Genomic DNA, 24301 nt, shown 5'->3' on the forward strand with positions numbered 1-24301 from the left:
CATGGCAGAGAATTATGATCTCGTAATAGTGGGTGGCGGTACTGGTGGCTATGCTGCCGCCATCCGTGCTTCACAATCAGGGTTGAAAACGGCCCTAGTAGAAGAGCAATCCCTAGGTGGAACTTGTTTACATAAAGGGTGTATTCCAAGTAAAGCATTGCTTAGAAGTGCAGAAGTCTTTCGGTTAGCAAAAGAAGCTAGTCACTATGGTGTGTCAATTGGCGAACCAGAACTAGATTTCACACAAGTACAAAACCGAAAGCAAACTATTGTTGACCGTTTAGCTAATGGTGTAAAAGGATTAATGAAAAAAGGAAAAATTGATGTATATAAAGGAAGAGGGACATTGCTAGGACCGTCTATTTTTTCACCAACGCCAGGAACAGTCTCAGTTGACTTAGGCGATGGAGAAAATGAAATGTTAATAGGCTCAAATGTCATACTAGCAACAGGTTCTTCTCCACGATCGTTACCGAATACCCCGTTTAATGGGGAAACGGTTATTAGCTCAGAAGAGGCACTTCAGTTTAACGCATTACCTTCTTCGATCGTCATTGTAGGTGGGGGTGTTATTGGAGTAGAATGGGCATCCATGCTCATTGACTTTGGTGTAAAAGTAACGATTGTCGAAGCAGGAAGTCGTATTATACCAACAGCCGATCGTGATATTTCCAAGGAAATGATGAAACAGCTTCAAAAAAGAGGCGTGGCCATTTATACGAACGCTACAATTGATGAATCTTCAATTGCTGTGGAGGATCACGGAGTAAAAGTGAGTGTACAAACAAAAGAAGAAGCAATTCCATTTCATGTTGACAAGTTAATGGTATCCATTGGAAGAACGGCGAATGTTCGAGGCATTGGCTTAGAAAACACAGAAATTGATTTAGAAAGCGGTTACATAAAGGTGAATGAGTACGGTCAAACGAAAGAATCGCATATCTATGCCATTGGCGATTGCATTGGCGGCTTGCAGCTCGCTCACGTTGCAACACACGAAGGGTTAATCGCCGTAGCTCACATGACCCGTGAAAAGGTAGACCCTCTAAACAAAACAATGGTCCCATCTTGTATTTATAGTTTTCCAGAGGCTGCACAAGTAGGCTTGACAGAAGAGGAAGCAAAAGCACAACATCATTCAGTGAAAGTAGGTACCTTTCCATTTGCCGCAGTTGGTAAAGCGCTTGTTCAAGGAGAAGAAGAAGGGTTTGTGAAAGTCATTTCAGATGAGAAAACAAATGATGTTTTAGGCGTTCATATAATTGGCTCTCATGCAACGGATTTAATTAGTGAAGCGGCTCTTGCAAAATACGTTGATGCTGCTCATATCGAATTAGGTGAGATGATTCACCCCCATCCGACAATGTCAGAAGCAATCGGTGAGGCGGCTCTATTAATTGATAAACGTGCTATTCACATGTAATGGGAGGGATATTTGAATGACAAAAAACAAACATGAACAATTAGGGTTAACGGATGCGCAAGCAGTTGATATCTATCGCACGATGTTGCTTGCTAGACGAATTGATGAGCGAATGTGGTTATTAAATCGAGCAGGGAAAATTCCATTCGTTATTTCCTGTCAGGGCCAGGAAGCGGCGCAAGTAGGCGCGGCCTTTGCACTTGACCGAGACAAAGACTATGTGCTCCCTTATTATCGAGATATGGGGGTTGTGTTAACATTTGGTATGACTGCAAAAGATTTAATGCTTTCAGGTTTCGCAAAAGAAGAAGATCCAAATTCAGCTGGCCGTCAAATGCCTGGTCATTTTGGACAAAAAAATAATCGAATTGTAACAGGCTCTTCTCCAGTAACGACACAAGTGCCACATGCCGTTGGCGTAGCACTAGGTGGTCGACTAGAAAAGAAAGATTTTGTTACGTTTACTACTTTTGGAGAAGGCTCTTCCAACCAAGGTGATTTCCACGAAGGAGCGAACTTTGCCGGCGTTCACAAGCTCCCTGTTATTTTTATGTGTGAGAATAATAAATACGCAATAAGTGTTCCAATTGAAAAACAGCTTGCCTGTGAGAAAGTGTCGGACCGAGCAATTGGTTACGGAATGCCAGGTGTAACGGTAGATGGAAATGACCCTCTTGCTGTTTACGAAGCTGTAAAGGAAGCGGCTGATCGTGCAAGAGCTGGAGCTGGTCCTTCTTTAATAGAGACAGTCTCTTATCGTCTTACTCCTCATTCAAGTGATGATGATGATCGCGCCTATCGCTCAAGGGAAGAAGTAGCAGAAGCAAAAGAAAAGGACCCCCTTCACACGTATGCCGTTTATTTACAAGAAGCTAGTTTGTTAACTGATCAGGTGCTTGAGGAAATGGAAGCAGAGGTAAAACAGCTTGTAAATGAAGCAACAGAATATGCAGAAGCAGCAGCATACGCAGATCCAAGCACCATGTATTTGCATGTTTATAGTGAGGAGGGCAACTAATGGCAGTATTATCATATATTGAAGCTGTAACGAAGGCTTTACATGAAGAGATGGAGCGAGATCAACGTGTCTTTGTTTTAGGTGAAGACGTTGGTAAGAGAGGCGGCGTGTTTCGTGCAACAGCAGGCTTGTATGACCAATTCGGTGAGGAGAGAGTGATTGATACCCCGCTAGCTGAGTCGGCAATTGCAGGCGTAGGAATTGGTGCTGCTATGTATGGGATGCGACCTGTTGCTGAGATGCAGTTTGCTGATTTTATTATGCCAGCTGTAAATCAAATTGTGTCTGAAGCTGCTAAAATCCGCTACCGCACAAACAATGACTGGACGTGTCCGATTACAATCCGAGCTCCTTACGGGGGTGGTATCCATGGAGCCCTTTATCATTCACAAAGCGTTGAAGCGATGTTTGCAAATACACCCGGGCTAAAGATTGTTATGCCATCAACGCCATACGATGTGAAAGGCCTTCTAAAAGCGGCCATTCGTTCTGATGATCCCGTTCTTTTCTTTGAACATAAACGAGCGTATCGATTAATTAAAGGCGAAGTCCCGGATGAAGACTATGCGCTCCCTATTGGCAAGGCAGATGTAAAACGTGAAGGAGACGATGTAACGGTCATTACCTATGGTCTTGCCGTCCACTTTGCTTTACAAGCAGCGGAGCGCTTGGAGAAAGAAGGCATTCAAACCCATGTTCTTGATTTAAGAACCGTTTATCCACTTGATCAAGACGGTATTATTGAAGCGGCTAGAAAAACAGGGAAAGTTTTATTAATCACAGAAGATAATAAAGAAGGCAGTATTATTAGTGAAGTGAGCGCAATTATTGCAGAGCATTGCTTATTTGATCTTGATGCACCTATTAAACGTCTTGCTGGACCTGATGTACCTGCAATGCCGTATGCGCCTACGTTAGAAAAAGAATTTATGATTAATCCTGATAAAGTTGAAAAAGCCATCCGCGATCTGGCGGAGTTTTAGAAGGAGGAATATGATGGCAACGAACATGACGATGCCTCAGCTAGGTGAGAGTGTAACAGAAGGAACGATTAGCAAATGGCTCGTAGCGCCTGGTGATAAAGTAACGAAATATGAACCGATAGCTGAAGTCATGACAGATAAAGTGAGCGCCGAGATTCCTTCTTCCTATACAGGTACGATACAAGCGTTACTTGTTAAAGAAGAAGATACGGTCTCCGTTGGAACAGCAATTTGTTCGATTGAAGAAGAGGGAAGTAGCCAAGAAGAGAAGCCTTCTGAAACACCGAATGAAGCCGATGTTCAACCAAACGTAGAGACAACCGAAGAAAAAACAACAGACCAGCGTCAACGTTATTCACCAGCTGTTTTACGCTTGTCACAAGATTATGGTATTGATTTAGCAGACATAACCGGTTCTGGAAAAGGTGGCCGTATTACGAGAAAAGATGTTGAAGCTTACCGTACACAAAATGGAGTGGCAAATCCTCAGCAAGGAGATGGAAGCAAAGTTTCTGTGGAAAAACACGGTATAAAATCCACTGATACCCCATCGTCCAGTGTAGCATCTGCTGATGATGAGCGCATTCCTGTTTCAGGTGTTCGTAAAGCGATCGCAACAAATATGGTAAAAAGCAAAACAGAAGCGCCTCATGCATGGACGATGATTGAAGTGGACGTGACGAATCTAGTTAAAGTCCGACAAGGGTTAAAAGACTCCTTTAAAGAAAAAGAGGGTTTCAGCTTAACATACTTGCCATTCTTCATGAAAGCCTGTGTCGAAGCGCTAAAAGAATTTCCAGAAGTCAATGCCCAGTGGGTAGGTGACGCGATCATTCGTAAAAAAGACATTCATCTTTCGATGGCAGTAGCGACTGAAGATGCTTTGTATGTTCCTGTTATTAAACATGCAGATGAATTAACTGTTAAAGGATTAGCGAAGCGCACAAATGAACTGGCTACTAAAGTCCGAACAGGTCAGTTAAAAAGCGATGATATGACAGGTGGAACATTTACCATTAACAATACAGGGTCATTTGGTTCCATTCTGTCTCAACCAATCATTAATACCCCACAAGCGGCGATACTTTCAGTGGAATCGATTGTTAAACGACCAGTTGTTCTGGATACAGAAGCAGGAGAGGTGATTGCCATTCGTCACATGGTGAACCTTTGTCTTTCTCTTGATCACCGTGTGCTTGACGGACTGATTTGCGGGAAATTTTTACAAGCTATTAAAACAAAGCTTGAAGCTATTAACGAAACGACATCTGTTTATTAACGGAAGTTTTTAAACTTGTGCATTCGTTTCGTTTCCCCTAAAATAATAGGGAGGAGGGTGATTTCATGCAACAATTTAATTTTTTCATGAATGATGTCGTACAAGATGCAAGAAATGATATGATACAAGCTGGCTACACGCAGCTCCAAACTGTTGAAGATGTTGACCAGACGCTTACTGAAAAAGGGACAACACTTGTAATGGTTAATTCAGTATGTGGTTGTGCTGGCGGGATTGCTCGTCCGGCGGCGGCATATATGAAAAACTATGAAGCAACACCAGATCGCTTTGTGACTGTATTTGCTGGTCAAGATAAGGAAGCAACGGCTAAAGCGAGAGAGTACTTCAAAGGATACGGTCCTTCATCTCCATCGTTTGCCCTTTTAAAAGATGGAGAAATTAAAATGATGGTGGAACGCCACGAAATCGAAGGTCACGAACCAATACAAGTTGTACAAAAGCTTGAACAAGCATTTGATGAATACTGTAAATAAAAATGAAAAGCTTAGTTTAGGAGGATGAAGTTCCTCTTAAAGTAAGCTTTTTTTGTGTGGGTTTTCGATGGCAATCGATCCGACATACTGTCGCACGCTCATCACTCCTATGGTATAATAACGGAGAATAAAGGAGGTCAAAAACATGCAAGCGCAATACGATAAAATCCAACATTATTTAAATATGGAAGAAGATATTACCTTTAAAGAGTTTCAGCAGTTTTATAAAGAAGTTGTAGATGAATTAAGTACGATTCATCAAGGAATGGACGAAGAAACGCTATGGAAGGCGTTATTTGTTGTTGAGAACATTATTTCAAATGCCGATGGTCGTGCAAGCGAAGCCTCAAATCAAGAAGCGAAGAAATATAAGAAAATGTCTCAGCGATTACAGCTTTATGCGAAGAACTTCGGTGTTCGTTTGGGACAAGCTGGTTATAAAGAAGAAGACATTAATGAGCGCTTTAAAGTCATGTTTGCTGAAGGTGAAAGCAACCAACAGTCAACGTGACGATAAGTGGAGGGAGATTTTTATTGACAACTCCCTCTTATTCAAGTATATTTATACGTGTCGTTGGCGCCTATGGTGAAAGGGGATATCACACGAGATTCCGGTTCTCGCGTTGTGGGTTCGAATCCTGCTAGGCGCGTTGAAAGCCCGCTATAATGCGGTTTGTACGCTACATAATTGGTCGTTAAACGCAAGACTATGCGGAAAAAGTCTCGCGTATATGGACGTCTTTTCTTCGATATTGAAGGGAGGCGTCTTTTTTATGCGCAAAAATAAGTTAGAGTCGTTTGAATATCGGTCACTAAGTAATTACGAAAGCTTACGCGAGGTGTCTTTTGACGATGCTTTTGAGGCGTTTTGCATGGATAGAATTTGGCACACCTAAAAAGGGAGAGGTTGTCTTTATTTTGTGTCGCTTTAAGAGGTAAAGAGCACCTGTTTTTGGTCCTATGTTGGACTATAGATAGGCATAAATAAGCTATCATAAGATTAATAGCTAATATACTTTATACTGCTAACGCTCGCTGTTAGTTCATTAAAGTTTCTAAACTATGATTCGCGACTATATTTTAGTGGGATTAGTTCACCAATTTTAGTTTTTTGTAACTCGCCATCTATATCTAAAACAACAAAACAATCTGGTGAATAATCGGAGATGAGTTCCCTACACATCCCACACGGACTAACGACTCTTAACTCTCTATTTTTTTCATCAGAATAAGGATGCCTAACGGCAACAATTGTATCAAAGAATTTTTCTCCGTTTGAAATGGCATTTCCAATCGCGATAGCTTCAGCACATACTGTAATCCGTCCAATATATGCTTCTATATGTACCGCAGAAACAATAGTACCTGACTTTGTTTTTAAAGCTGCTCCTATATGATGTCTATCATCTTCGTAGAGCTGAGTAATTTTACGCTTAGCTTCATCAATTAAGTTAAAATCATTCTCTGTTAAAGGATAAGTTTTCATAAGTTCCCCTCATTTTTTCTTTTGTTTACTTACATAGATTTAAAGTATGTCTATTTACAGTATCTTTATATTCTAACTTAAGAAGTGTTCATTATGAATAATATAAATATTATTAAATTTTAATTAAAAATCCTTGTCGATTACTCCGAGTAATGACGTTCATTAACCTTTGTAAACTGCCGATAATACATACTCTAACTAAGAAAAAAAGAGCGATCTGCTGATTGCTCTTTTTTCTTTAGTAGGGAGAACGTTAAAGCTTATAACAATCCCACAAGAGAAAGACCGTGCTTAATCCCGTCTTCATTCACGTGTTTTGTAATGTAGCGTGCTTGTGCTTGCACCTCTTGTGGCGCATTACCCATCGCTACCCCGTGCTCAACATAAGACAGCATCTCAAGGTCATTTAGTTGATCGCCAAATGCATACACATCTTTTAAATCAATTCCTGCATGGGCAATAAATTTCGAAATGCCGAGGGCTTTCGAACCGTTAGCAGGCAGTACGTCTACTGAAAGAGGATGCCAGCGTACGAATTTAAAGTCAGGAAACCGTTCCCGATACTGTTCTTCTTCCGTAGGTTTACAAAAGAGTAGCGCTTGGTGCAGGTTGGTTTGCTCGTAATAGTTCGGGTTATACGAAGGTAAGTCTAATTTTAATGAATGGATACTTTCAAGTATATAGGGATGTTCAGCATGGTTTGCTGTATATTTTTCAGCTGACATAAAAATGAGCGGATGATTAACCGAAGTAGCATAGCGCTCAAAGCGACTAAATGTTGTTGGGTTTAATGTGTCTTGATAAATGACCTCACCTTTATAAACAACGTATTGGCCGTTAAAACAAATATAAGAATCAATCTGTAACTCTTCTCTTAGCTCTTTGAAAAAATAAGGAGCCCTTCCAGTTGCAATCGCCACATCGTGTCCATCCGCTTGCAACTGTTTAATCGATTCTTTAGTTGATACAGGTAATTCTTTGTTTTCATCTAAAAGAGTCCCATCAATATCAAAAAAAACCGTTGCCTTCTCCATATCTCCACTCCCAATATCTAAATTTTATCTCTCTAATGTAAGACATTTACCAACAAAACATATCGTATTGGATCCATTGTGTCAATAAGAGAGGTCATTGCTTTTACAATCAATAGTTGTTCTTGTATACTAAAAGAAAGTGGGGTGACACGGTTGAACGAGCAGCAAATGGAACAGAAAACACACAGACATCATGATGATAAAACGTCGTTGACCAATCGACTGAAACGAATAGAAGGACAAGTACGTGGGATTCAAAAAATGGTCGAAGAAGACCGATATTGTGTGGATGTGCTCATCCAGTTATCTGCAATTCAAGCAGCGTTGAGAAAAGTGAGTATGACAATGCTAGAAGATCATTCAAGACATTGTGTAGCAGATGCTGTTAAAAATGGAAATGGAGATGAAGCGATCTCAGAGCTGATGGACGTGATTAGTCGGTTTTCAAAGTAAATCTCAAAGGAGCTGTTCAACATGGAACAGAAAGTAAAGGTAAGCGGTATGTCTTGTCAACATTGTGTTCAAGCAATTGAATCAGCTGTTGGTGGGTTAACCGGTGTAGAAAAAGTAGATGTATTGTTAGAAAAACATGAAGTGACTGTTCGCTATAATAGCGACGTAGTAAGCATCTCAGAGATTGAACAGGAAATTGAAGATCAAGGATACGACATTGAACAGCAATAAAACGTGCGCGAAAAGATCGCGCACGTTTTATTATCGTAAGGATGATTCAAATTCTTCAGCTAAGATGGAGAAAATAAGCTGATCCACAAATTTATCTCCTTTTTTTAGTGCACCCCTTAAACGGCCTTCATGCATAAACCCTAGTTTATGTAAAGCATGGATAGAACGGTCATTTTCAGGTTCAATGCGAGCTTCAATCCGATGTATATGACGTCGTTGGAAGCCGTCTTCAATAATTTCCCATAGTGCTTCCGAAGCGTATCCTTTTCCCCAGTAACGTTTACCTAATTCATAACTAATTGTAGCGCTATGATGTTCTGTTTGAAAACTCTCAAAACCACATGTACCAACAATGGCATTAGTGTCTTTTAAAATAATTGCGTATCGCGAGGATTGTCCAGCTTTAATTTGGCTTTTTAATAATTGAATTAATTGCTGAGCTTCCTCTTCCGTTGTTAATCGTTCAATTTTCATGTACCTTGTGACACGAATGTCAGACCAAATTGGTAAGAGCGATGCTGCGTCTTCTAGCGTTAACTCACGTAATATTAGTCGAGGGGTACTAAAACTTTCGGATTCCAACAGCGTTCACCATCTCTCTATCATAATACTCGTATTTTAGCATGAAAACGACCTATTTGCACAATAATTGCGCTAGTAAATGCACGAAAAAATGATTGACGGTTTAAGGAATATTTGCTAAGATATATCTTGTTGGTCCTACATAATAGTATGCGCTGTTAGCTCAGTGGGAGAGCACTTGCTTGACAGGCAAGGGGTCACAAGTTCAAATCTTGTACAGCGCATCTTGGAACACCGCTTAACTATGCGGTGTTTTTTTGTTTGCTTTCTGTTTCCTTCATGTTTTTCTCATTTTAGACTAGGGTATAGTGAAAAGAGTGAAAAAGAGGAGAGGATGAATAAAATGAATGTACTAATTATAGGTGCAAATGGGCAAATCGGGCGGCATATCGTTCAAAAATTAGAAAAGCATACAGAACACACGCCAATTGCAATGGTCCGAAAAACGGAACAGCAGGAAAATTACCAAGACTTAGGGATACATGCTGTTATCGGAAACCTTGAAGGGACGGTAGAGGAGTTAGCTTCCTTAATGGAAAATGTGGACACGGTTATTTTTACAGCTGGCTCTGGTGGTCATACAGGGGCCGATAAGACAATGATGATTGATTTTGATGGCGCTATTAAGTCAATGGAAGCGGCGAAACAAGCCAATGTTAACCGCTATATTATCATCAGTGCAATTGGCGTACATGATCGCAATAATTGGATGTCGAAAGCCCCATACTACAGCGCCGCTAAACATTATGCAGATGAGTGGCTCAGAAAAAGTGGTTTACACTATACGATTATCAGACCAGGTGGCCTTACAAATGATGAGGGAAGCGGCAAAGTGAAGATAAGCGCTGAATTGGATCGCGGAGATATTCCGCGAGAAGATGTTGCCAATGTTATTATGGCTTGTCTTGAAGATGAGCGTACGATTAATCAATCGTTTGACTTAACGAGCGGAAATGAAACCATTGAAGAAGCATTAACAAATCTTTAGTATAAAAAAGCGTAACGAATGGTACATTCGTTACGCTTTTTTTAAGGAGATTGTTTGTTGTTCGGTATAGGTGCTTTTTCAACGGTTAATTGAAATAAGCCAGCTTCTTTTGCTGAACGAATCGCTATGTAGACAAAAGGACCGAGAATCAAACCAATTACATTAAAGAAAACAAAGCCGAAATACATCGATAACACAGTTGGTAAAGCATTTAAACCAATGGAGTCACCTAATACTTTTGGTTCAATAATCCTGCGGATAATGAGTAGAACGAGTGCAAGGATAATGAGCTGAATACCTTGAGCTGTGTTTCCTAGTATCATTGCCACTAGTCCCCATGGAACAAGGATAAGTGCTGGTCCAACGTATAAGGGGATAATATCGACAACCCAGATAAGAATGGACATAATAAGTGCTGGTCCAGGAGCAATAAAAAGTAAGCTAATGTAGCAAACAATAAAAACGCCTACGCTTAAAATAAACTGTGCTTTCCAATAACCTAAAAACACTTTCCCCATTCGTTGAAAAACAAATCGAAGCTTTTGTGATGTTTCGTCTTTAAATAAATTAAAGGTGTTATTTAGTAGACGAGGTAAATCTAGACTAAATAAAAACAAGGTAATCACGTAAATTAACGCAACAAAGAGTAAATTAGGTATAGATTGCAACCACGAAGCAACCGTTGTGATAACAGTCGCCGTAATTCCAAGAACAGCATCGACCATTGTAGTCGACAATCGCTCTAATTCGGCAATAATGGCTGTTCCCTGAGGGATGCTTTCTAGAGTGTTTTGAAATCCTTCAATCATTTCATCTGCAAACTGCTGTACTTCAAATGCGTATTGAGGCACTTGCAATGACCAGCTATAAATCGATTCCACTAAATACCTTACTGAAACATACAAGATTAAACCTGAAATCAGTAGAAACGAGAGGAAGACAATCGTTACAGGTAGCAGTCGACGCTCACTTTTCAACTTACGTTTCAAGAATTTAACAAACGGTTCGAAAATCATTGCCGTTAATAAAGCTAACAGAATAGGCATAAAAGCCGAGAAATTAAAGTAAACAAAAAGCACCGCTGCAACAATAAGTATAACAATGAAGAGCTTCTTTAAAACGGTGCGGTTAAGCATAATGTAAGACAACCTCCTTTAATACAACACAACACGTTATTTTAATGTAGCCGAGCATAAACATTTGTAAAGGGGCTATCTGTAGTCATCAAATGAAATGTGTTGAAAAACAAGTACTTACTACTATTATAGCTGAAAGTGTCTAATCTCAAAACGAAAACTTCTTGATTTTAAACATTTTTTCCTTGCTCTAGTGATCGGTTGCTTTAGTTTCTGACAACATAAACCGGGGTTGCTCATAAGGAGCGCACTTAAACCATATCAATGAAGTAAAAAAGAAGCCACATCAGTGACTTCTTTCCTTACTCTAGTTCTTTTTCTTTCGTGATACAACAAATCCAATTAGACCGCCAATAAATAGAATCGCTAGAATGATGGAAATCCATAAAACGGCAGATCCTGATTCTGCTGTTTCTGTTTCAGCTTGATCTTGCTCCAAATCTGTTTCTTGCTCAGTTGCCTCCTCAGTTGATTCTTCCTCAGTCATGTCTTCTTCTACAGTTGACTCTTCCTCGGCTTCTTCTTCAACGTTGACTACAAAAGTGAACTCGCCATCGATATGGTGGGTATCATCACCAATGTTTTCCCAATAAACAACGTATTCCCCGTTTGGAAGTGCTTCATTGAAAGATGCGATCATAACCGTTGATTCTACGTCGATTGAGTCAGGCTCCACTTCTTCACCTGTTGTATTGTTTGTAACCGTCATGTTCCCACTAGCGATACCTGAATCAAACGTAACGGTTATTTCATCTAAAGGTGCTGTTACTTCTTCATTTTCTGCTGGTGAAGACGATTCTTGGTGCGAATGAGCGTGAGCCAAATTAGGCAATGCGAGCATAAGTGTAAGGAAAAGCAAAAAACTTGTTAAACCTCGTTTCATTTGTAACCCTCCAATTCATATTCTCTTGTATTGTATCAATAAATTGTGTGCTTTTGATGAAGTCTTTCCCTGTCTACAAAATTGTCACGATTATTAGTATAGACAGCTTCTATTAATCAAAATCATGGGTACTCAAATAATTGCTCAGATCCTGTTGCATACTAACAAAAAAAGTGGAGGAATACACGAGAATGCTTATTCGCAAAGTGGATGTTTTTATTTTTATTATAGCGTTTGTAGGAGTGGTAATGATACGCATTATTCCACTTTCATCAAAGCCTGTTGCCTATGTGAACAATCGACCGACATTTTACACCATTAATCAAAAATCCAAACTGGGTCGTTTATTTCGCATTCTTTTACAATAGCCTAAACCATTTCGCCATGCTAGAATACGGGTAGATTGTTTGTAAGAGGAGTTGGACCATGAGCACGATTTGGGATTCAATTGTTAGTTTTTTTGTGGAATTTCCATGGATGAAGTTATTAATTACTATAGGGATTTTTAGTTTGTTTCTCGTATTTCGAAAGATTTTTATTTCGTATCTGTTTAAATTAATTTTAGGGCTTTCCCGTAAAACACACGCAACACTTCTTACTCAACTGTTGCTTTCATATGAGAAACCCCTTCGTTTTCTTTTTGTTATTATTGGTGCCCGTGTAGCGCTAGTCTATTACGGCGTCAAATTTTCTGATATTGAAGCCCTTCAAAACTTTTTTAATGCCAGTTTAATCATTCTTGGTGGATGGGGGTTGTACAACTACGTTTCGACTCATGGTACGTTTATGGCTTATACAAAGAATAAGCTGCAATTAAGCGATGACCATATGTTGCTGCCCTTTATTTCAAATATTCTTCGTTTTGTCGTCATTGCTCTTACTTTTGTTACCGTACTCTCTAGCTTTGATGTCGATGTCAATGGTTTTGTTGCTGGTCTTGGGTTAGGTGGATTAGCATTTGCATTAGCGGCTCAGGAAACGGTTGCCAATTTCTTTGGTGGGATTGTCATCATTACGGAAAAGCCGTTTAAAAAAGGCGACTGGATATCTTCTGCTTCTGTAGAAGGGACGGTAGAAGATATTACATTTAGAAGTACGAAGATACGTACGTTTGCAGATGCTGTTGTGGTTGTACCAAATAAAACATTGTCGAATGAGGCGATAACGAATTGGTCCGAAATGAATATGCGACGAGTTAATTATTCAATTGGTGTTGGTCAAGAAACAACGCGAACGGATTTAGAGCACTCGGTTCAAGAAATTCGCAAGCTTGTCATTAGTCATCCAGGAGTTGTAACGGACACAGTGATGATCTATTTTGATGAATTTGGTGAATCAAGCTATAACATTTTTATTTACTATTTCACAAAAACGGTTGCTTGGTCAGAATGGCATGAAGTGAAAGAAGAGATTAACTATGAGATACTCGATATACTATCAAAAGAAGGTGTGTCGGTACTAAAGCCTATTGTTGTCTTTGACGCCCATGAACATGAACGACATCAGTTGGAAAAAGCAGAAAGTTAACGAACCTTGCATAGATGTGCAAGGTTTTTCCTAACTAACGTACTTCCTAAATCATCGTTCCTTAGTTATACTTAATGAAAGCGTTAACGAATGAAGGGGGGATGTGTATGGTAGTTGGATTAGAAACGAAATACGTTCGTCTAAAAGATGTCATGCCAGGATCATTGTTAGGTGAAGAGATTTTTTCCTTGGATGGACAAGTCCTTTTAAAAAAAGGGGTTTCTTTAACGACCGTTCATTTAAAACGGTTAAAACAGTTTGGTATTGATACATTACCATTGTTGGTCCCACTATCGCAGCAGAGTGCAGAGGAGACAGTCTTTTGCGCACATACTCGTTTCTATATGTCGAATCAACACCTACTAGTTGAAGAGAAATCACTTATCTGGAACGCTAAACTGAAAGAAATCTTCACGCTCGTACTTCAGCAAACCGAAATGCAAGACTCGTTAGCGTTGCTAAATAGGAAAGATGAAAGCCTTTATCAGCACTCTTTAACAGTTGCTTTTCTCTCTACCGCAATAGGCATGGAAAATGGGTTAAATGAGGAGCCATTAAAGCGAGTGGTTCGAGCAGCCTTGCTTCATGATATTGGAAAAGTCGTTTCAGAGAATTATAATGAAGGAAATGAAGCATTAGGAAATGATCATACTTGGCGAGGATACAATTATTTGCAAACGCAAAGAAATCTAGACCCTTTAGCTTCCATTGTTGCTCTTAGTCATCATGAATCCCTTGATGGTAGTGGTTATCCACGGGGAATCAAAGCGAACTTCCTCCATGAATTAACACAGACAATTGCCATTGCAAATGTGTTTGATCGATTGACAAATCAGAGGAAAAAGAAACCATTAATGAGTTTTGCAAAGGCGTTAGAATTTATGCTGGCATTTGCTCCTAAGCGATACAGCTCATTGTGTTTAAGTGCTTTTATGATGTGTGTGACGTTTTTTCCAACTGGAAGTCAGGTACGTTTATCGAACGGAAATTATGGCGTCGTAGTTGCTCAAAATAAAGGGTTACCCCACCGTCCGATTGTGACGATGATTCCTCAAGGCATCGCTGAGCGACACGGTGAAGCTGTTAAGAAAGTGGATTTAGCAAAAGATTATACGTTGTTTATTCATTAATTTACTAAACGCTTCATTGTTTTGTAAGAAGAAAGGTTGACCTAAGTGACACTATTTTTTCAAGTCGTTTTACCTGTATTTTGTATTTTTGGAGCAGGGTTTTTACTTCAGCGTGCGTTTATGCTTGATATACGTTCTGTATCAAGTGTTGCTATTTACATATTAACACCGTGTCTCGTCTTTCGAACATTTTATACATCTCCTCTAAATATGGACTACTTTTATATGGTTATATTTTCAATTACTTTAATGGTTACCTTAATTATTCTTGCAAAAGTGTATGCAAAAACAAGATCATTATCGATTGAAGATGAAAGCGGAATGATTTTATCGACAGCCTTTATGAATGTTGGTAACTATGGAACACCTATTATTTTATTCGCTTACGGTGAGACTGCTTTTGAACTTGCCATTTCCTTCATGGTTTTGCAGTCTATCATAATGAATAGTTTCGGTGTTTACTATGCAGCTAGAGGGAAAGCAACGATCGCAGTAGCCCTTAAAGCCATCCTAAAAATGCCTGCGACGTATGCGACGGTTCTTGCCCTTAGCTTAAATGTTTTTTCGGTTCCGTTTCCTGCACAACTGTTTGCATCAATTGATTTAGTTGCTGCAGCAGCGATTCCAGTTGTCATGCTCATACTTGGAATGCAGCTAGCCATGATTGAGTGGAAGCAGTTTGAATGGGAAAAAATTGGTGTTGGTGTGTTTCTACGTATGATAATCTCGCCAGTCATCGCTTATGGGATAACGTTAGTTTTACCAATAGATGATATGCTTCGAAATGTATTTATTGTTGCGGCTGCCATGCCAAGTGCGGCGACAATTGTTATGTACGCGGTTCGATTTGATGCAAGACCTAAGTTAGTATCAACAATTACACTCATTACTACCTTATTTAGTTTGTTTTCCATTACATTTATTCTATGGATCTTAGGCTAGTCCATTGCATTTTTTCGAAACACACTTTATCATAATGAACAGTGACATAAGGAGGTTATACAGATGAACATGATGGATGCAAACGAAATTATTCAATTTATTTCAAAAGCAGAGAAGAAAACACCTGTAAAAATACATATTAAGGGACAGCTTGAAAAACTTTCATTTGCTGAAGAAGTACAAACGTTCTTTAATGACAATACTGGGGTTATTTTTGGAGATTGGGCCGCTATTGAGCCAGTATTAAAAGAGAATGAAGCTAGTATTGAAGATTACGTTGTGGAAAATGACCGACGTTACTCAGCGATCCCGCTTCTTGACTTGAAAGGAATTGAAGCGCGTATTGAACCAGGTGCTATTATTCGCGATCAAGTAGAGATTGGCAAAGGTGCTGTCATCATGATGGGCGCAAGTATTAATATTGGTGCTGTTATTGGTGAAGGAACAATGATTGATATGAATGCTGTACTTGGTGGACGTGCAACGGTAGGGAAGAACTGTCACATCGGCGCAGGCTCTGTATTAGCTGGTGTTATTGAACCACCATCCGCTTCCCCGGTTATTGTGGAAGATGGGGTCGTTGTTGGTGCAAATGCGGTTATTCTTGAAGGTGTACGTGTTGGAGAAGGAGCTGTTGTTGCTGCAGGTGCAATTGTAACAGAGGATGTTCCAGCCAATACAGTGGTTGCTGGTACACCAGCAAAAGTGATTAAGGAAATCGACGAAAAAACAAAAGGAAAAACAGAAATTAAGCAAGAGCTTCGTCGTTTAAATGAAGATTAATTAGATAATCCAGCTTTGCCTTTGAGGCAAAGCTGTTTTCATAAAAAGGAGTCTTTGTCATGGATTGGCTAAAAAGAGATGAACAAGCATTAATGAGAACGTATCGCCGACTCCCTCTTGTCATTAACGAGGGAAAAGGAAGTTTTTTAATTGATGAAGAAGGTCGTCACTACTTAGATTTCATAACAGGTCTAGCGGTTAATGTAGTGGGTCATTCACATCCTGCTATTTTGAAAACACTTCAAGCACAAGGAAGCAAGTTTCTACATATTTCCAACCTATACGTGAATAAGCCTGCTGTAGAGCTGGCCGAGAAATTGGCAGAAAGGACAATTGGAGGGAAAGTCTTTTTTGCAAATTCTGGCGCAGAGGCGACAGAGGCTGTGATTAAGCTCATCCATAAATGGAGCAAACAGCATGATTTCTCTAGAAAAGGCGTTGTTGTTTTAAAACGGAGCTTTCATGGACGGACTCTCGGGGCGATGAAGTTAACGAGGCAAGAAGGTGTTTATCAAGATTTTCCGTTACATGACCTACCTGTGTATGAAGTGGAGCCTGAAGATGCAAAAGGGTTAGAAGACATTCTTGTTCAAAAGAAACCAGCCGCTGTCGTAATGGAACCAGTATTGGGTTCTGGTGGTGTCGTCCCATTATCCCACGAATATATGCAAACTGTATCGCAGTTGTGCGCAGACCATCATGTTCTTTTTTGTATGGATGAAATTCAAACAGGGATGGGGCGAACAGGAACGTTATTTGCCTACATGCAGGCTGATGTTCAGCCGGACGTTATTTTATTTGCAAAAGGGATTGGTGGCGGCCTGCCACTAGGTGGAATGATTGTTAGCCCACACTTAACCCACTTATTTGCACCTGGTGATCATGGAACAACCTTCGCACCGTCTCCTTTAAGCTGTGCGTTAGGGTTAACGGTCTTAGATTTGCTTGAAGAAGGGTTACTTCATACTAGTCGTCTTCGCTCGGAGCAATTACAAAAAGGATTAGCCGACGTACAAGCACAATTCCCGGATATTTTAGACCATTTCCGAGGGCGTGGGATGATGATAGGTCTGCCAACTAAAGGAACACCGAAGCAAGCAGCGTTTATTCAACAACGTATGATTGAAAAAGGTGTGCTTGTTGACCTTACACAAGGAACAATTATACGCTTATTACCACCCTTGGTCGTAACAAGTGAAGAAGTCGATCTGTTTATTTCGCATTTCACGAGCGTGTTGCAAGAGGTGGAGCAGGAGCTTAACGTATGAATCATGAAGCACTTATCCAACTAAGACGTAAATTCCACCAAATTCCTGAGATTGGATTTGAAGAACACAAAACACAAGCGTTGATTTTAGACACAGTCGGATCGTTAAACCAAGAGCGGTTAACTGTAACGAAGTGGCGCACAGGCGTTATTGTAAAAGTCGACGGAAAGTCCCCTTACACCATTGCTTATCGAGCAGATATGGATGGATTACCAGTTCAAGAAGAAACGAACCTTCCTTACCGCTCACTTCATGAGGGTGCCATGCATGCCTGTGGTCATGATCTTCACATGACAATCGCTCTAGGGATGCTCGATTATTTTAGTGAAAATGAACCACCAACTTCGCTGCTGTTCGTCTTTCAACCAGCTGAAGAAGGCCCGGGTGGAGCAAAACCAATGCTCGAATCAGGAGTATTAGATAAGTGGAAGCCGGAAGAGATGTACGCTCTTCATATTGATCCGAACTTACCAGTTGGAACAATTTCTACGAAGACAGGTCTACTGTTTGCCAACACATCAGAGCTCTTTATTGACTTTAAAGGAAAAGGGGGTCATGCTGCTTACCCGCATACAGCAAATGACATGGTTGTAGCCGCCGCTCATTTTGTGACGCAATTGCAATCGATTGTTTCGAGAAATGTTGATCCCCTTGATTCGGCTGTTGTTACTATTGGCGTAATAAATGGTGGAACAAAGCAAAATGTGATAGCTAGTGGAGCGAGAGTGGAAGGAACCATTCGAACATTGTCAATGGAAGCCATGAAGAAAGTAAAACAACGCATTGAAGCCCTCGTTAAGGGGATTGAAGTTGGCTTTTCTTGCGAAGCGACCATTGATTATGGATCGAATTATTGTGAAGTGAACAATGATACAGCGCTAACACAAGCTTTTATCGATTTTAGTGAAGATCAGCCGGGCATTCAGTTTGTACATGCGAAAGAAGCAATGACTGGAGAGGACTTTGGTTACTTCCTTAAAGCCTATCCAGGGCTCATGTTTTGGCTAGGGGTTGATAGCTCTTTTGGTCTTCATGATGCCAGGCTAAATCCACATGAAGAAGCAATTGGAATAGCCGTTAAACATATGTGTTCGTTTTTAAACCAGAAACAAGAAGGATGAATAATTTCCTTTTGATCGTTGCAAACTAGATTGAGTAACGATTGATAAAAGGAGGTCATGAGAATGGCTAGAATTGGAATTCAAACTGGATTAACGGATATTGAAAACGAGCTTCAATCACGAGGACATGATGTTGTTCATATGCAACAGAATACGGAGACAAGTGATTGCGACTGTTGTATTGTTTCCGGTCGAGATGCAGATGTAGCAGGGGTGAGTCCTCAAGGGCAAGGAAGTATCGTTTCAGCAGATGGTTTAACTGCTCAAGAAGTAAGCGAGCGGGTAGAACAAGTATTAGCAAATCAAAACAAATAACAAAAGAGTCTACCGTAGATGTTGGTAGACTCTTTTTTAAGCATCGTTTTCTTGTGTTTCAAAATAAGCACGAATGACTTTACGTAATTCACGTTCAACAGCCCATTGTTGCATACTCTCCGTTTTCGCAATGACTCGTATAACAGTAGTAGATAGGTCATTTGTTTCAACGCCAATCACTTCAGGCTTTGTCACTAAAGCAGGGTGGTCAAAAGACTGAATTGCTGCTTGAACTTTTTTTATGGAAGTATCGGTTTGTTCGCCTGATGGAATCGTTAAATCAACAAGGGCACGCATATTCCCGCGTGAATGATTATCTACATTTGTAATGTTGCGATTTGGCAAATAATGCAGTGTGCCGTCAAAGCCTCGAATCATCGTTGTGCGAAACCCAAGCTCTTCTACAATTCCATCAACACCACCTGCCGTAACATAGTCTCCAACCTCTAGCTGTCTTTCTAACAGCAAGAAGAAACCAGTTACCACGTCACTTACTAACCCTTGAGCACCGAAACCAATTGCTAGACCTACAACACCAGCTGCAGCAAGAACGGGTCCTAAGTTAAAGCCTAGAGTATCAAGTATATTAAAAGCGATGATGAAGAACAGCACGTATGAAAATACATTTAGAAGCAATTTCTCAAGTGTTTGCAATCGTGCTTTCGACACTTGTTTCGATTGTTTTTTATCAAATACCTTTTTAATAATGTTTTTACCAACTGATCGAACAATAAAATAAATAATAATGGCAAATAGAACTTGCCATAGTGTTTGCGTGATTGGATGATAAAGCCAATCATTCAGGTTTTCAAACATACGTTCATCCCTTTCCTTTTTCGTTGCAAAGTAGAGCGTATCATATTTGACGGAATTTCTCAAAAGGGTACTGTACTGACTACAAAAAAAGCTCATCCCATTAAAGTTGTTTTTTAAACTTTAATGGGACAAGCTTGTTATTACACTTCCATAATAATTGGAAGAATCATTGGCTTCCTTTTTGTTCTTTCGTATAAGAAAGGTCCTAGTAAGTCCGAAATCTCATTTTTAATTTCAGACCATTGGTTTGTTTTCCGTTCCATTACTTGATGCAAGTGAGCAGTAAGTAATTTTTGAGCTTCATGAATTAAGTCCCCAGACTCCCGCATATAAACGAAGCCTCTAGATATTAAGTCAGGCCCTGCAGTCACTTTATATTCCTTCATATCCAAACTAACGACTACAATGACGAGACCCTCTTCAGATAAAATTCGGCGGTCACGTAAAACAATGTTCCCAATATCGCCAATGCCGTTTCCATCCACATAAACAGAACCAGAAGGAATTTTTCCAACAACACCAGCTTCATTTGGATGAAGAGCTAAGACGTCGCCATTGTCCATAATAAAGCAATTATCGGCTGGTACTCCACAAGCTTGCGCCAGCTTATTATGGGTTTTTAACATCCGGTATTCGCCATGTATCGGTAAGAAATATTGCGGCTTCATTAAGCGAAGCATTAACTTTTGCTCTTCTTGTCCACCGTGGCCAGACGTATGAATATCGTTAAGTGGTCCATGAATAACATTTGCACCAGCCCGATAAAGTTGATTAATAATTTTACCGACAGATAATGTATTTCCAGGGATTGGAGAGCTTGAAAAGACAACCGTATCACCAGGGATAATCTGAATTTGACGATGAGTACCAAATGCTATACGAGACAAGGCAGCCATTGGCTCTCCTTGACTACCGGTACATAGAATCGTTACTTGGTTATCAGGAAGCTTATTTAATTGAGAGTGCTCAATAAATGTTCCTTTTGGTGCGACAATATGTCCTAACTCTTGTCCAATTGCTATAGCTGAATCCATGGAACGACCGAACACACAAACTTTACGGTTATTCGCAACTGCCGCCTCGATGACTTGCTGCAATCGATGGATATTGGAAGCGAAAGTAGCAAAAATGACTCGACCATCGACTTTGCGGAAAATATTGTTGATGCTATCACCAACTTTTCGTTCAGACATGGTGAAGTCTGGAATTTCACTATTAGTACTATCGGACAATAGGCAAAGGACGCCTTCTTCGCCGATTTTAGCCATCTTAGTTAAATTAGCTGGTTCTCCTACAGGTGTAAAGTCAAACTTAAAGTCTCCAGTATGAACAACATTTCCTGGAGGGGTTTTTACTACAATTCCATAAGACTCAGGAATACTATGGGTTGTCCGGAAAAAAGAGACGGCGGTTTTCGTAAACTTCACAACTTGGTCTTCCGCTATTGGATGCAGCTTCGCATTTCGAAGCAAACCATGCTCTTCTAACTTTCCTTTTAACAGTCCAAGTGCAAGCTTTCCACCATATACGTCAATATTTAGCTCTCTTAATAAATAAGGGATGCCACCAATATGATCTTCGTGACCATGGGTAATAAATAAGCCTTTAATTTTATCTTTGTTTTTCACGAGGTACGTATAGTCTGGGATGACATAGTCGATGCCAAGTAAATCATCTTCTGGAAACATAATGCCTGCGTCAATAAGAATGATTTCATCTTGGAACTGAACACCGTATGTATTTTTCCCAATCTCACCCATACCCCCGAGAGCAAATACAGCGGTTTGATTGTTCTTTACTTGTTTCATTTATCCATTCACAACCTTATAACCGTCACGTTGCTGTTCATATTCTAAAAACGAGCCTGTGAGCGGTGTAATGTATTCAATATTGTAAGGGTGTTCGATTAATTTAGCCCGAACATCACTTACACTTTCAGCCTCAATATATAGAGAATTTGTGCGCTCTCTTACCGGCGCCTGTGTATAATTTTCTTGAAAAAACACTTTAAAGATCATGATTAAACCTCTCCTTTTAATACCATTGTTTATCTATTATATCGGAAATAACGCTTTTTAGAAATGCCAAAAAGCCAACCCGTATAAATAATACCGGATGGCTTCAAGTCTTTCCACAATTAAGTTGGATTACACATCAAGAAATAAAGACTTTGGCAAAAGATCTTTGCACCGTTTTAAGAGTTTTTCACGCCACTTTTTTAACAAAAGAAAAACCCCCTCTCTCGTTGTTTTGTTCCTAGTGTGTGTTGCCAAACAAAATAAACACGAGGGGGTTATTGGAAATTAAAGAGCGAAGCCAGGAAGTGGCTGCTTGAATTTATCTTCAAGCCCTTCAATTCGATCATAGAACATGATCCCATCTAAGTGATCAAGCTCATGTTGAAAGACGATAGCAATATAACCACGTAAGCGTAATGTAACCTCTTCGTTATTATGATCGATGCCTTTTACGGTTAATCGAGCATGTCTTGGCACAACCCCGTCTACTTCACGGTCAACAGAGAGGCACCCTTCACCGCTATCCAACTGATTTTGTTCTACAGAATGGCTAATGACTTTAGGATTGGCGATGCCAAGGCTATAGAGCTTGTCGTTTTCATCTGTTGCATGTACAGCGAATAATCGTTTTGAAACACCGATTTGTGGAGCCGCAAGACCAACACCAGGGCGTAAATCGTATGTTTCTGCGGTTTCAGGGTCTTGACTATTTTTTAAAAACTCAAGCATGGAAAGCAATGTTGCTCTATCTTCTTGACTTAATGGGGTTTCTACAGGCTCTGCCACTTTCCTTAACACAGGATGTCCCTCACGAACCACATCTTTCATTGTGATCATATGGATCTCACTCCTTTACTTATCTTTCAATAGTTTAAGGATAAATAATCCGATGTGCAAGCAGAAAAAAGCGACACGAACAACTCGCGTCGCTTTTTTTGATTATTTTTTTGGACCAGGGCCAGGACCTTGATAACCGCCACAGTCTGGACCTTCCTCTATACCACCAGAGAACCAAGATGCGCCAACAATAATTAGAAGGATGAAAAGAACAACGATTAACGCAAATCCTTTTCCACCGCCACCTCCACAATGGTGCCCATAACCGTAACCATACCCATAAGGCTCACAGCATTGATCGTAACCATAGTTATATCCGTACTTTTCTCCATAACTCATTTAAAGTTCCTCCTTTAATAACCGCCACTAGGCGATTTATATCCACATCCTATGCAAGAAAGAAAAAAGTGTTTGGATAAATGCCTATATCTTTTTTTATAATAGTAAAAGCTTGCCAAATGATCTATTGTTAGATATTGTGAGAGAAGAGAAAAAAGAGTTGAGAAAGCTCGAAGGAGGAGAAGTTTTTGTCGAAAAGGTTTATAGCGACCGTGGCATTTTCAAGCTTGTTTTTAGTAGCCTGTGGACAAACAGCAACCGAGTCGATTCATAGTTCATTAGAAGAGGCCGCTGAAATAGAAAACGAAGGATTTGATGAGCAACAACAGCCGATGATGGATGCGGAAGAACATGAAGCTGAGCTGTATTCACAAATTGTTGATTTGGACATGGATGCTTATGATGAAATCGTTCGCTTAGCAGATGAAGCTATTGCTTCTGTAGGTGAGAGACGAGAGTTACTTGCAAATGAACAAGAAAGCATTGAAGAAGGATACAATGTGTTTGAGAATGCTGTAGCTGATTTTTCAGAGCTTGAAGATGAAAATTTACTTAACTTAGCAAACGATGTTCAAGAAGCGATGGACAATCGTTATGCCAGTTATCAAGACCTACATACTATTTATGAAGAATCGTTAAACTTGGATGAACAGCTTTATGAAATGTTAAAAGACGAAGAGTTAGACGCTGAAACTCTGACAGCTCATATTGAAGAAACAAACCAAAAGTATGAAGAGCGTCGTGAAGCCACAGAGCAATTCAATGAACATACAACGGCTTATAATGACGCAAAGCGAGCTTTTTATGAAGCGTCTGATTTAGAAGTACGGTTTGAATAAGTGTAGGTAAGCTTACTTGTACACCCTCTCTCAAAACACACTGTAAAAAGTGGAAATGGAGGAGGGTGTTTTTAATAGAACAAAGGCCTTTCTAGTGATTTCAAAATGATGGCGTTTACATGTAGTGACCTACTCCAACCACCGAAATAAAAAGTGTTCAAACTGTATTAGTCCAGATTAAATGTATACTATAACACATTAAATATGAAACGTTTCCAAAGATTGTTAGTGAATAACGTAAGGAATATGTAAGCAAAAGGATTGACGATCATTATGCTCTTCATGTAGACTAACAATCAGTAAGAAGTTGTACTACTAGTAATTACAATTCATTGTAACAGATGACCGCGTGATTAGTGCTAAAACAGTTGTCTGG

27 protein-coding genes, 2 tRNA genes and 1 pseudogene are annotated in these 24301 nt (G+C 39.9%); 20 read left to right on the plus strand and 10 right to left on the minus strand.

Features of this window, described 5'->3' with window-relative positions:
• The first annotated feature begins 1 nt into the window (after position 1).
• The 7 genes from lpdA to BK583_RS08095 all read left to right on the plus strand — a co-directional run bounded on the left by lpdA (position 2) and on the right by BK583_RS08095 (position 5847).
• Positions 2-1423 (plus strand): dihydrolipoyl dehydrogenase, encoded by a 1422-nt coding sequence (lpdA, locus tag BK583_RS08065; RefSeq protein WP_055736368.1) that lies wholly within the window; start codon positions 2-4, stop codon positions 1421-1423.
• A gap of 16 nt (positions 1424-1439) precedes the next feature.
• Positions 1440-2441 (plus strand): thiamine pyrophosphate-dependent dehydrogenase E1 component subunit alpha, encoded by a 1002-nt coding sequence (locus tag BK583_RS08070; RefSeq protein WP_038481219.1) that lies wholly within the window; start codon positions 1440-1442, stop codon positions 2439-2441.
• Positions 2441-3424, plus strand: coding sequence for an alpha-ketoacid dehydrogenase subunit beta (locus BK583_RS08075; RefSeq protein ID WP_055736369.1), 984 nt, complete (start codon positions 2441-2443; stop codon positions 3422-3424). The genes BK583_RS08070 and BK583_RS08075 overlap by 1 nt, the downstream gene beginning before the upstream one ends.
• A gap of 10 nt (positions 3425-3434) precedes the next feature.
• Complete coding sequence (locus tag BK583_RS08080) at positions 3435-4703, plus strand: dihydrolipoamide acetyltransferase family protein (RefSeq protein WP_038481213.1); 1269 nt, start codon at positions 3435-3437, stop codon at positions 4701-4703.
• A gap of 65 nt (positions 4704-4768) precedes the next feature.
• On the plus strand, positions 4769-5197 hold the full coding sequence (locus BK583_RS08085) for a BrxA/BrxB family bacilliredoxin (protein WP_038481210.1): 429 nt from the start codon (positions 4769-4771) through the stop codon (positions 5195-5197).
• Positions 5198-5342: 145 nt separating this feature from the next.
• On the plus strand, positions 5343-5708 hold the full coding sequence (locus BK583_RS08090) for a hypothetical protein (RefSeq protein ID WP_038481207.1): 366 nt from the start codon (positions 5343-5345) through the stop codon (positions 5706-5708).
• Between the two features lie 66 nt (positions 5709-5774).
• A tRNA-Arg gene (locus BK583_RS08095) sits at positions 5775-5847 on the plus strand.
• A gap of 410 nt (positions 5848-6257) precedes the next feature.
• Here BK583_RS08095 and BK583_RS08100 read toward each other — a convergent pair.
• Positions 6258-6683, minus strand: coding sequence for a cytidine deaminase (locus BK583_RS08100; RefSeq protein ID WP_055736370.1), 426 nt, complete (start codon positions 6681-6683; stop codon positions 6258-6260).
• Between the two features lie 260 nt (positions 6684-6943).
• A complete protein-coding gene (locus BK583_RS08105) occupies positions 6944-7717 on the minus strand; it encodes a Cof-type HAD-IIB family hydrolase (protein WP_038481204.1) in 774 nt (257 codons plus the stop codon).
• A gap of 168 nt (positions 7718-7885) precedes the next feature.
• Here BK583_RS08105 and BK583_RS08110 point away from each other — a divergent pair, with 168 nt between their 5' ends.
• The gene (locus BK583_RS08110; protein WP_035395847.1) at positions 7886-8170 is read left to right on the plus strand and encodes a metal-sensing transcriptional repressor; all 285 of its coding nucleotides are present in this window, start codon (positions 7886-7888) and stop codon (positions 8168-8170) included.
• 21 nt (positions 8171-8191) lie between these two features.
• Positions 8192-8401: a copper chaperone CopZ gene (gene copZ / locus BK583_RS08115; RefSeq protein WP_055735786.1), complete on the plus strand. Its 210-nt coding sequence runs from the start codon at positions 8192-8194 to the stop codon at positions 8399-8401.
• A 30-nt stretch (positions 8402-8431) separates the two neighbouring features.
• Here the strand turns inward: copZ and BK583_RS08120 are convergent, their stop codons facing one another.
• Entirely contained in the window at positions 8432-8983 is a 552-nt protein-coding gene (locus BK583_RS08120) for a GNAT family N-acetyltransferase (RefSeq protein WP_055735787.1), read from the minus strand.
• 152 nt (positions 8984-9135) lie between these two features.
• Between BK583_RS08120 and BK583_RS08125 the strand changes: the two genes are divergently transcribed.
• Both BK583_RS08125 and BK583_RS08130 read left to right on the plus strand, forming a co-directional pair.
• A tRNA-Val gene (locus tag BK583_RS08125) sits at positions 9136-9207 on the plus strand.
• Between the two features lie 119 nt (positions 9208-9326).
• The gene (locus BK583_RS08130; protein WP_055735866.1) at positions 9327-9971 is read left to right on the plus strand and encodes an SDR family oxidoreductase; all 645 of its coding nucleotides are present in this window, start codon (positions 9327-9329) and stop codon (positions 9969-9971) included.
• Positions 9972-10012: 41 nt separating this feature from the next.
• Here the strand turns inward: BK583_RS08130 and ytvI are convergent, their stop codons facing one another.
• Both ytvI and BK583_RS08140 read right to left on the minus strand, forming a co-directional pair.
• The gene (ytvI, locus tag BK583_RS08135) at positions 10013-11107 is read right to left on the minus strand and encodes a sporulation integral membrane protein YtvI (protein ID WP_055735788.1); all 1095 of its coding nucleotides are present in this window, start codon (positions 11105-11107) and stop codon (positions 10013-10015) included.
• Positions 11108-11414: 307 nt separating this feature from the next.
• Positions 11415-11990: a copper resistance CopC family protein gene (locus BK583_RS08140; protein WP_055735789.1), complete on the minus strand. Its 576-nt coding sequence runs from the start codon at positions 11988-11990 to the stop codon at positions 11415-11417.
• 191 nt (positions 11991-12181) lie between these two features.
• Here BK583_RS08140 and BK583_RS20680 point away from each other — a divergent pair, with 191 nt between their 5' ends.
• The 8 genes from BK583_RS20680 to BK583_RS08175 all read left to right on the plus strand — a co-directional run bounded on the left by BK583_RS20680 (position 12182) and on the right by BK583_RS08175 (position 19076).
• On the plus strand, positions 12182-12358 hold the full coding sequence (locus BK583_RS20680) for a hypothetical protein (RefSeq protein WP_160319280.1): 177 nt from the start codon (positions 12182-12184) through the stop codon (positions 12356-12358).
• Positions 12359-12416: 58 nt separating this feature from the next.
• Positions 12417-13517, plus strand: a complete 1101-nt coding sequence (locus BK583_RS08145) for a mechanosensitive ion channel family protein (protein ID WP_055735790.1) — start codon at positions 12417-12419, stop codon at positions 13515-13517.
• Between the two features lie 107 nt (positions 13518-13624).
• Positions 13625-14647 carry an HD-GYP domain-containing protein gene (locus BK583_RS08150; RefSeq protein ID WP_055735791.1) on the plus strand — a complete coding sequence of 341 codons (1023 nt, stop codon included), beginning with the start codon at positions 13625-13627 and terminating at the stop codon, positions 14645-14647.
• Between the two features lie 45 nt (positions 14648-14692).
• Positions 14693-15589 (plus strand): AEC family transporter, encoded by an 897-nt coding sequence (locus BK583_RS08155; protein WP_055735792.1) that lies wholly within the window; start codon positions 14693-14695, stop codon positions 15587-15589.
• 63 nt (positions 15590-15652) lie between these two features.
• Positions 15653-16372: a 2,3,4,5-tetrahydropyridine-2,6-dicarboxylate N-acetyltransferase gene (gene dapD / locus BK583_RS08160; protein WP_038481171.1), complete on the plus strand. Its 720-nt coding sequence runs from the start codon at positions 15653-15655 to the stop codon at positions 16370-16372.
• Positions 16373-16431: 59 nt separating this feature from the next.
• Entirely contained in the window at positions 16432-17640 is a 1209-nt protein-coding gene (locus BK583_RS08165; protein ID WP_055735793.1) for an aspartate aminotransferase family protein, read from the plus strand.
• Positions 17637-18761: an N-acetyldiaminopimelate deacetylase gene (locus BK583_RS08170; RefSeq protein WP_055735794.1), complete on the plus strand. Its 1125-nt coding sequence runs from the start codon at positions 17637-17639 to the stop codon at positions 18759-18761. The genes BK583_RS08165 and BK583_RS08170 overlap by 4 nt, the downstream gene beginning before the upstream one ends.
• A gap of 63 nt (positions 18762-18824) precedes the next feature.
• Entirely contained in the window at positions 18825-19076 is a 252-nt protein-coding gene (locus tag BK583_RS08175) for a YkuS family protein (RefSeq protein ID WP_055735795.1), read from the plus strand.
• A gap of 36 nt (positions 19077-19112) precedes the next feature.
• On the opposite strand, the gene BK583_RS08180 is transcribed toward BK583_RS08175, so the two are convergent.
• The 5 genes and pseudogenes from BK583_RS08180 to BK583_RS21435 all read right to left on the minus strand — a co-directional run.
• Positions 19113-19892, minus strand: coding sequence for a mechanosensitive ion channel family protein (locus BK583_RS08180; RefSeq protein WP_055735796.1), 780 nt, complete (start codon positions 19890-19892; stop codon positions 19113-19115).
• A 140-nt stretch (positions 19893-20032) separates the two neighbouring features.
• Positions 20033-21700 (minus strand): ribonuclease J1, encoded by a 1668-nt coding sequence (gene rnjA, locus BK583_RS08185; protein ID WP_038481126.1) that lies wholly within the window; start codon positions 21698-21700, stop codon positions 20033-20035.
• Entirely contained in the window at positions 21701-21910 is a 210-nt protein-coding gene (locus BK583_RS21005) for a DNA-dependent RNA polymerase subunit epsilon (RefSeq protein ID WP_038481124.1), read from the minus strand.
• A 285-nt stretch (positions 21911-22195) separates the two neighbouring features.
• Entirely contained in the window at positions 22196-22747 is a 552-nt protein-coding gene (gene def / locus BK583_RS08190; protein ID WP_055735797.1) for a peptide deformylase, read from the minus strand.
• Positions 22748-22912: 165 nt separating this feature from the next.
• Positions 22913-22984: pseudogene (locus BK583_RS21435) on the minus strand (YjcZ family sporulation protein); the annotation flags it as partial.
• A 290-nt stretch (positions 22985-23274) separates the two neighbouring features.
• On the opposite strand from BK583_RS21435, the gene BK583_RS08200 reads away from it, so the two are divergent.
• Positions 23275-23925 (plus strand): YkyA family protein, encoded by a 651-nt coding sequence (locus tag BK583_RS08200; RefSeq protein ID WP_051667557.1) that lies wholly within the window; start codon positions 23275-23277, stop codon positions 23923-23925.
• The last annotated feature ends 376 nt before the right edge of the window (positions 23926-24301 follow it).

It is taken from the genome of Shouchella oshimensis (assembly GCF_002019765.1).
Lineage (GTDB): Bacteria > Bacillota > Bacilli > Bacillales > Bacillaceae_D > Shouchella > Shouchella oshimensis.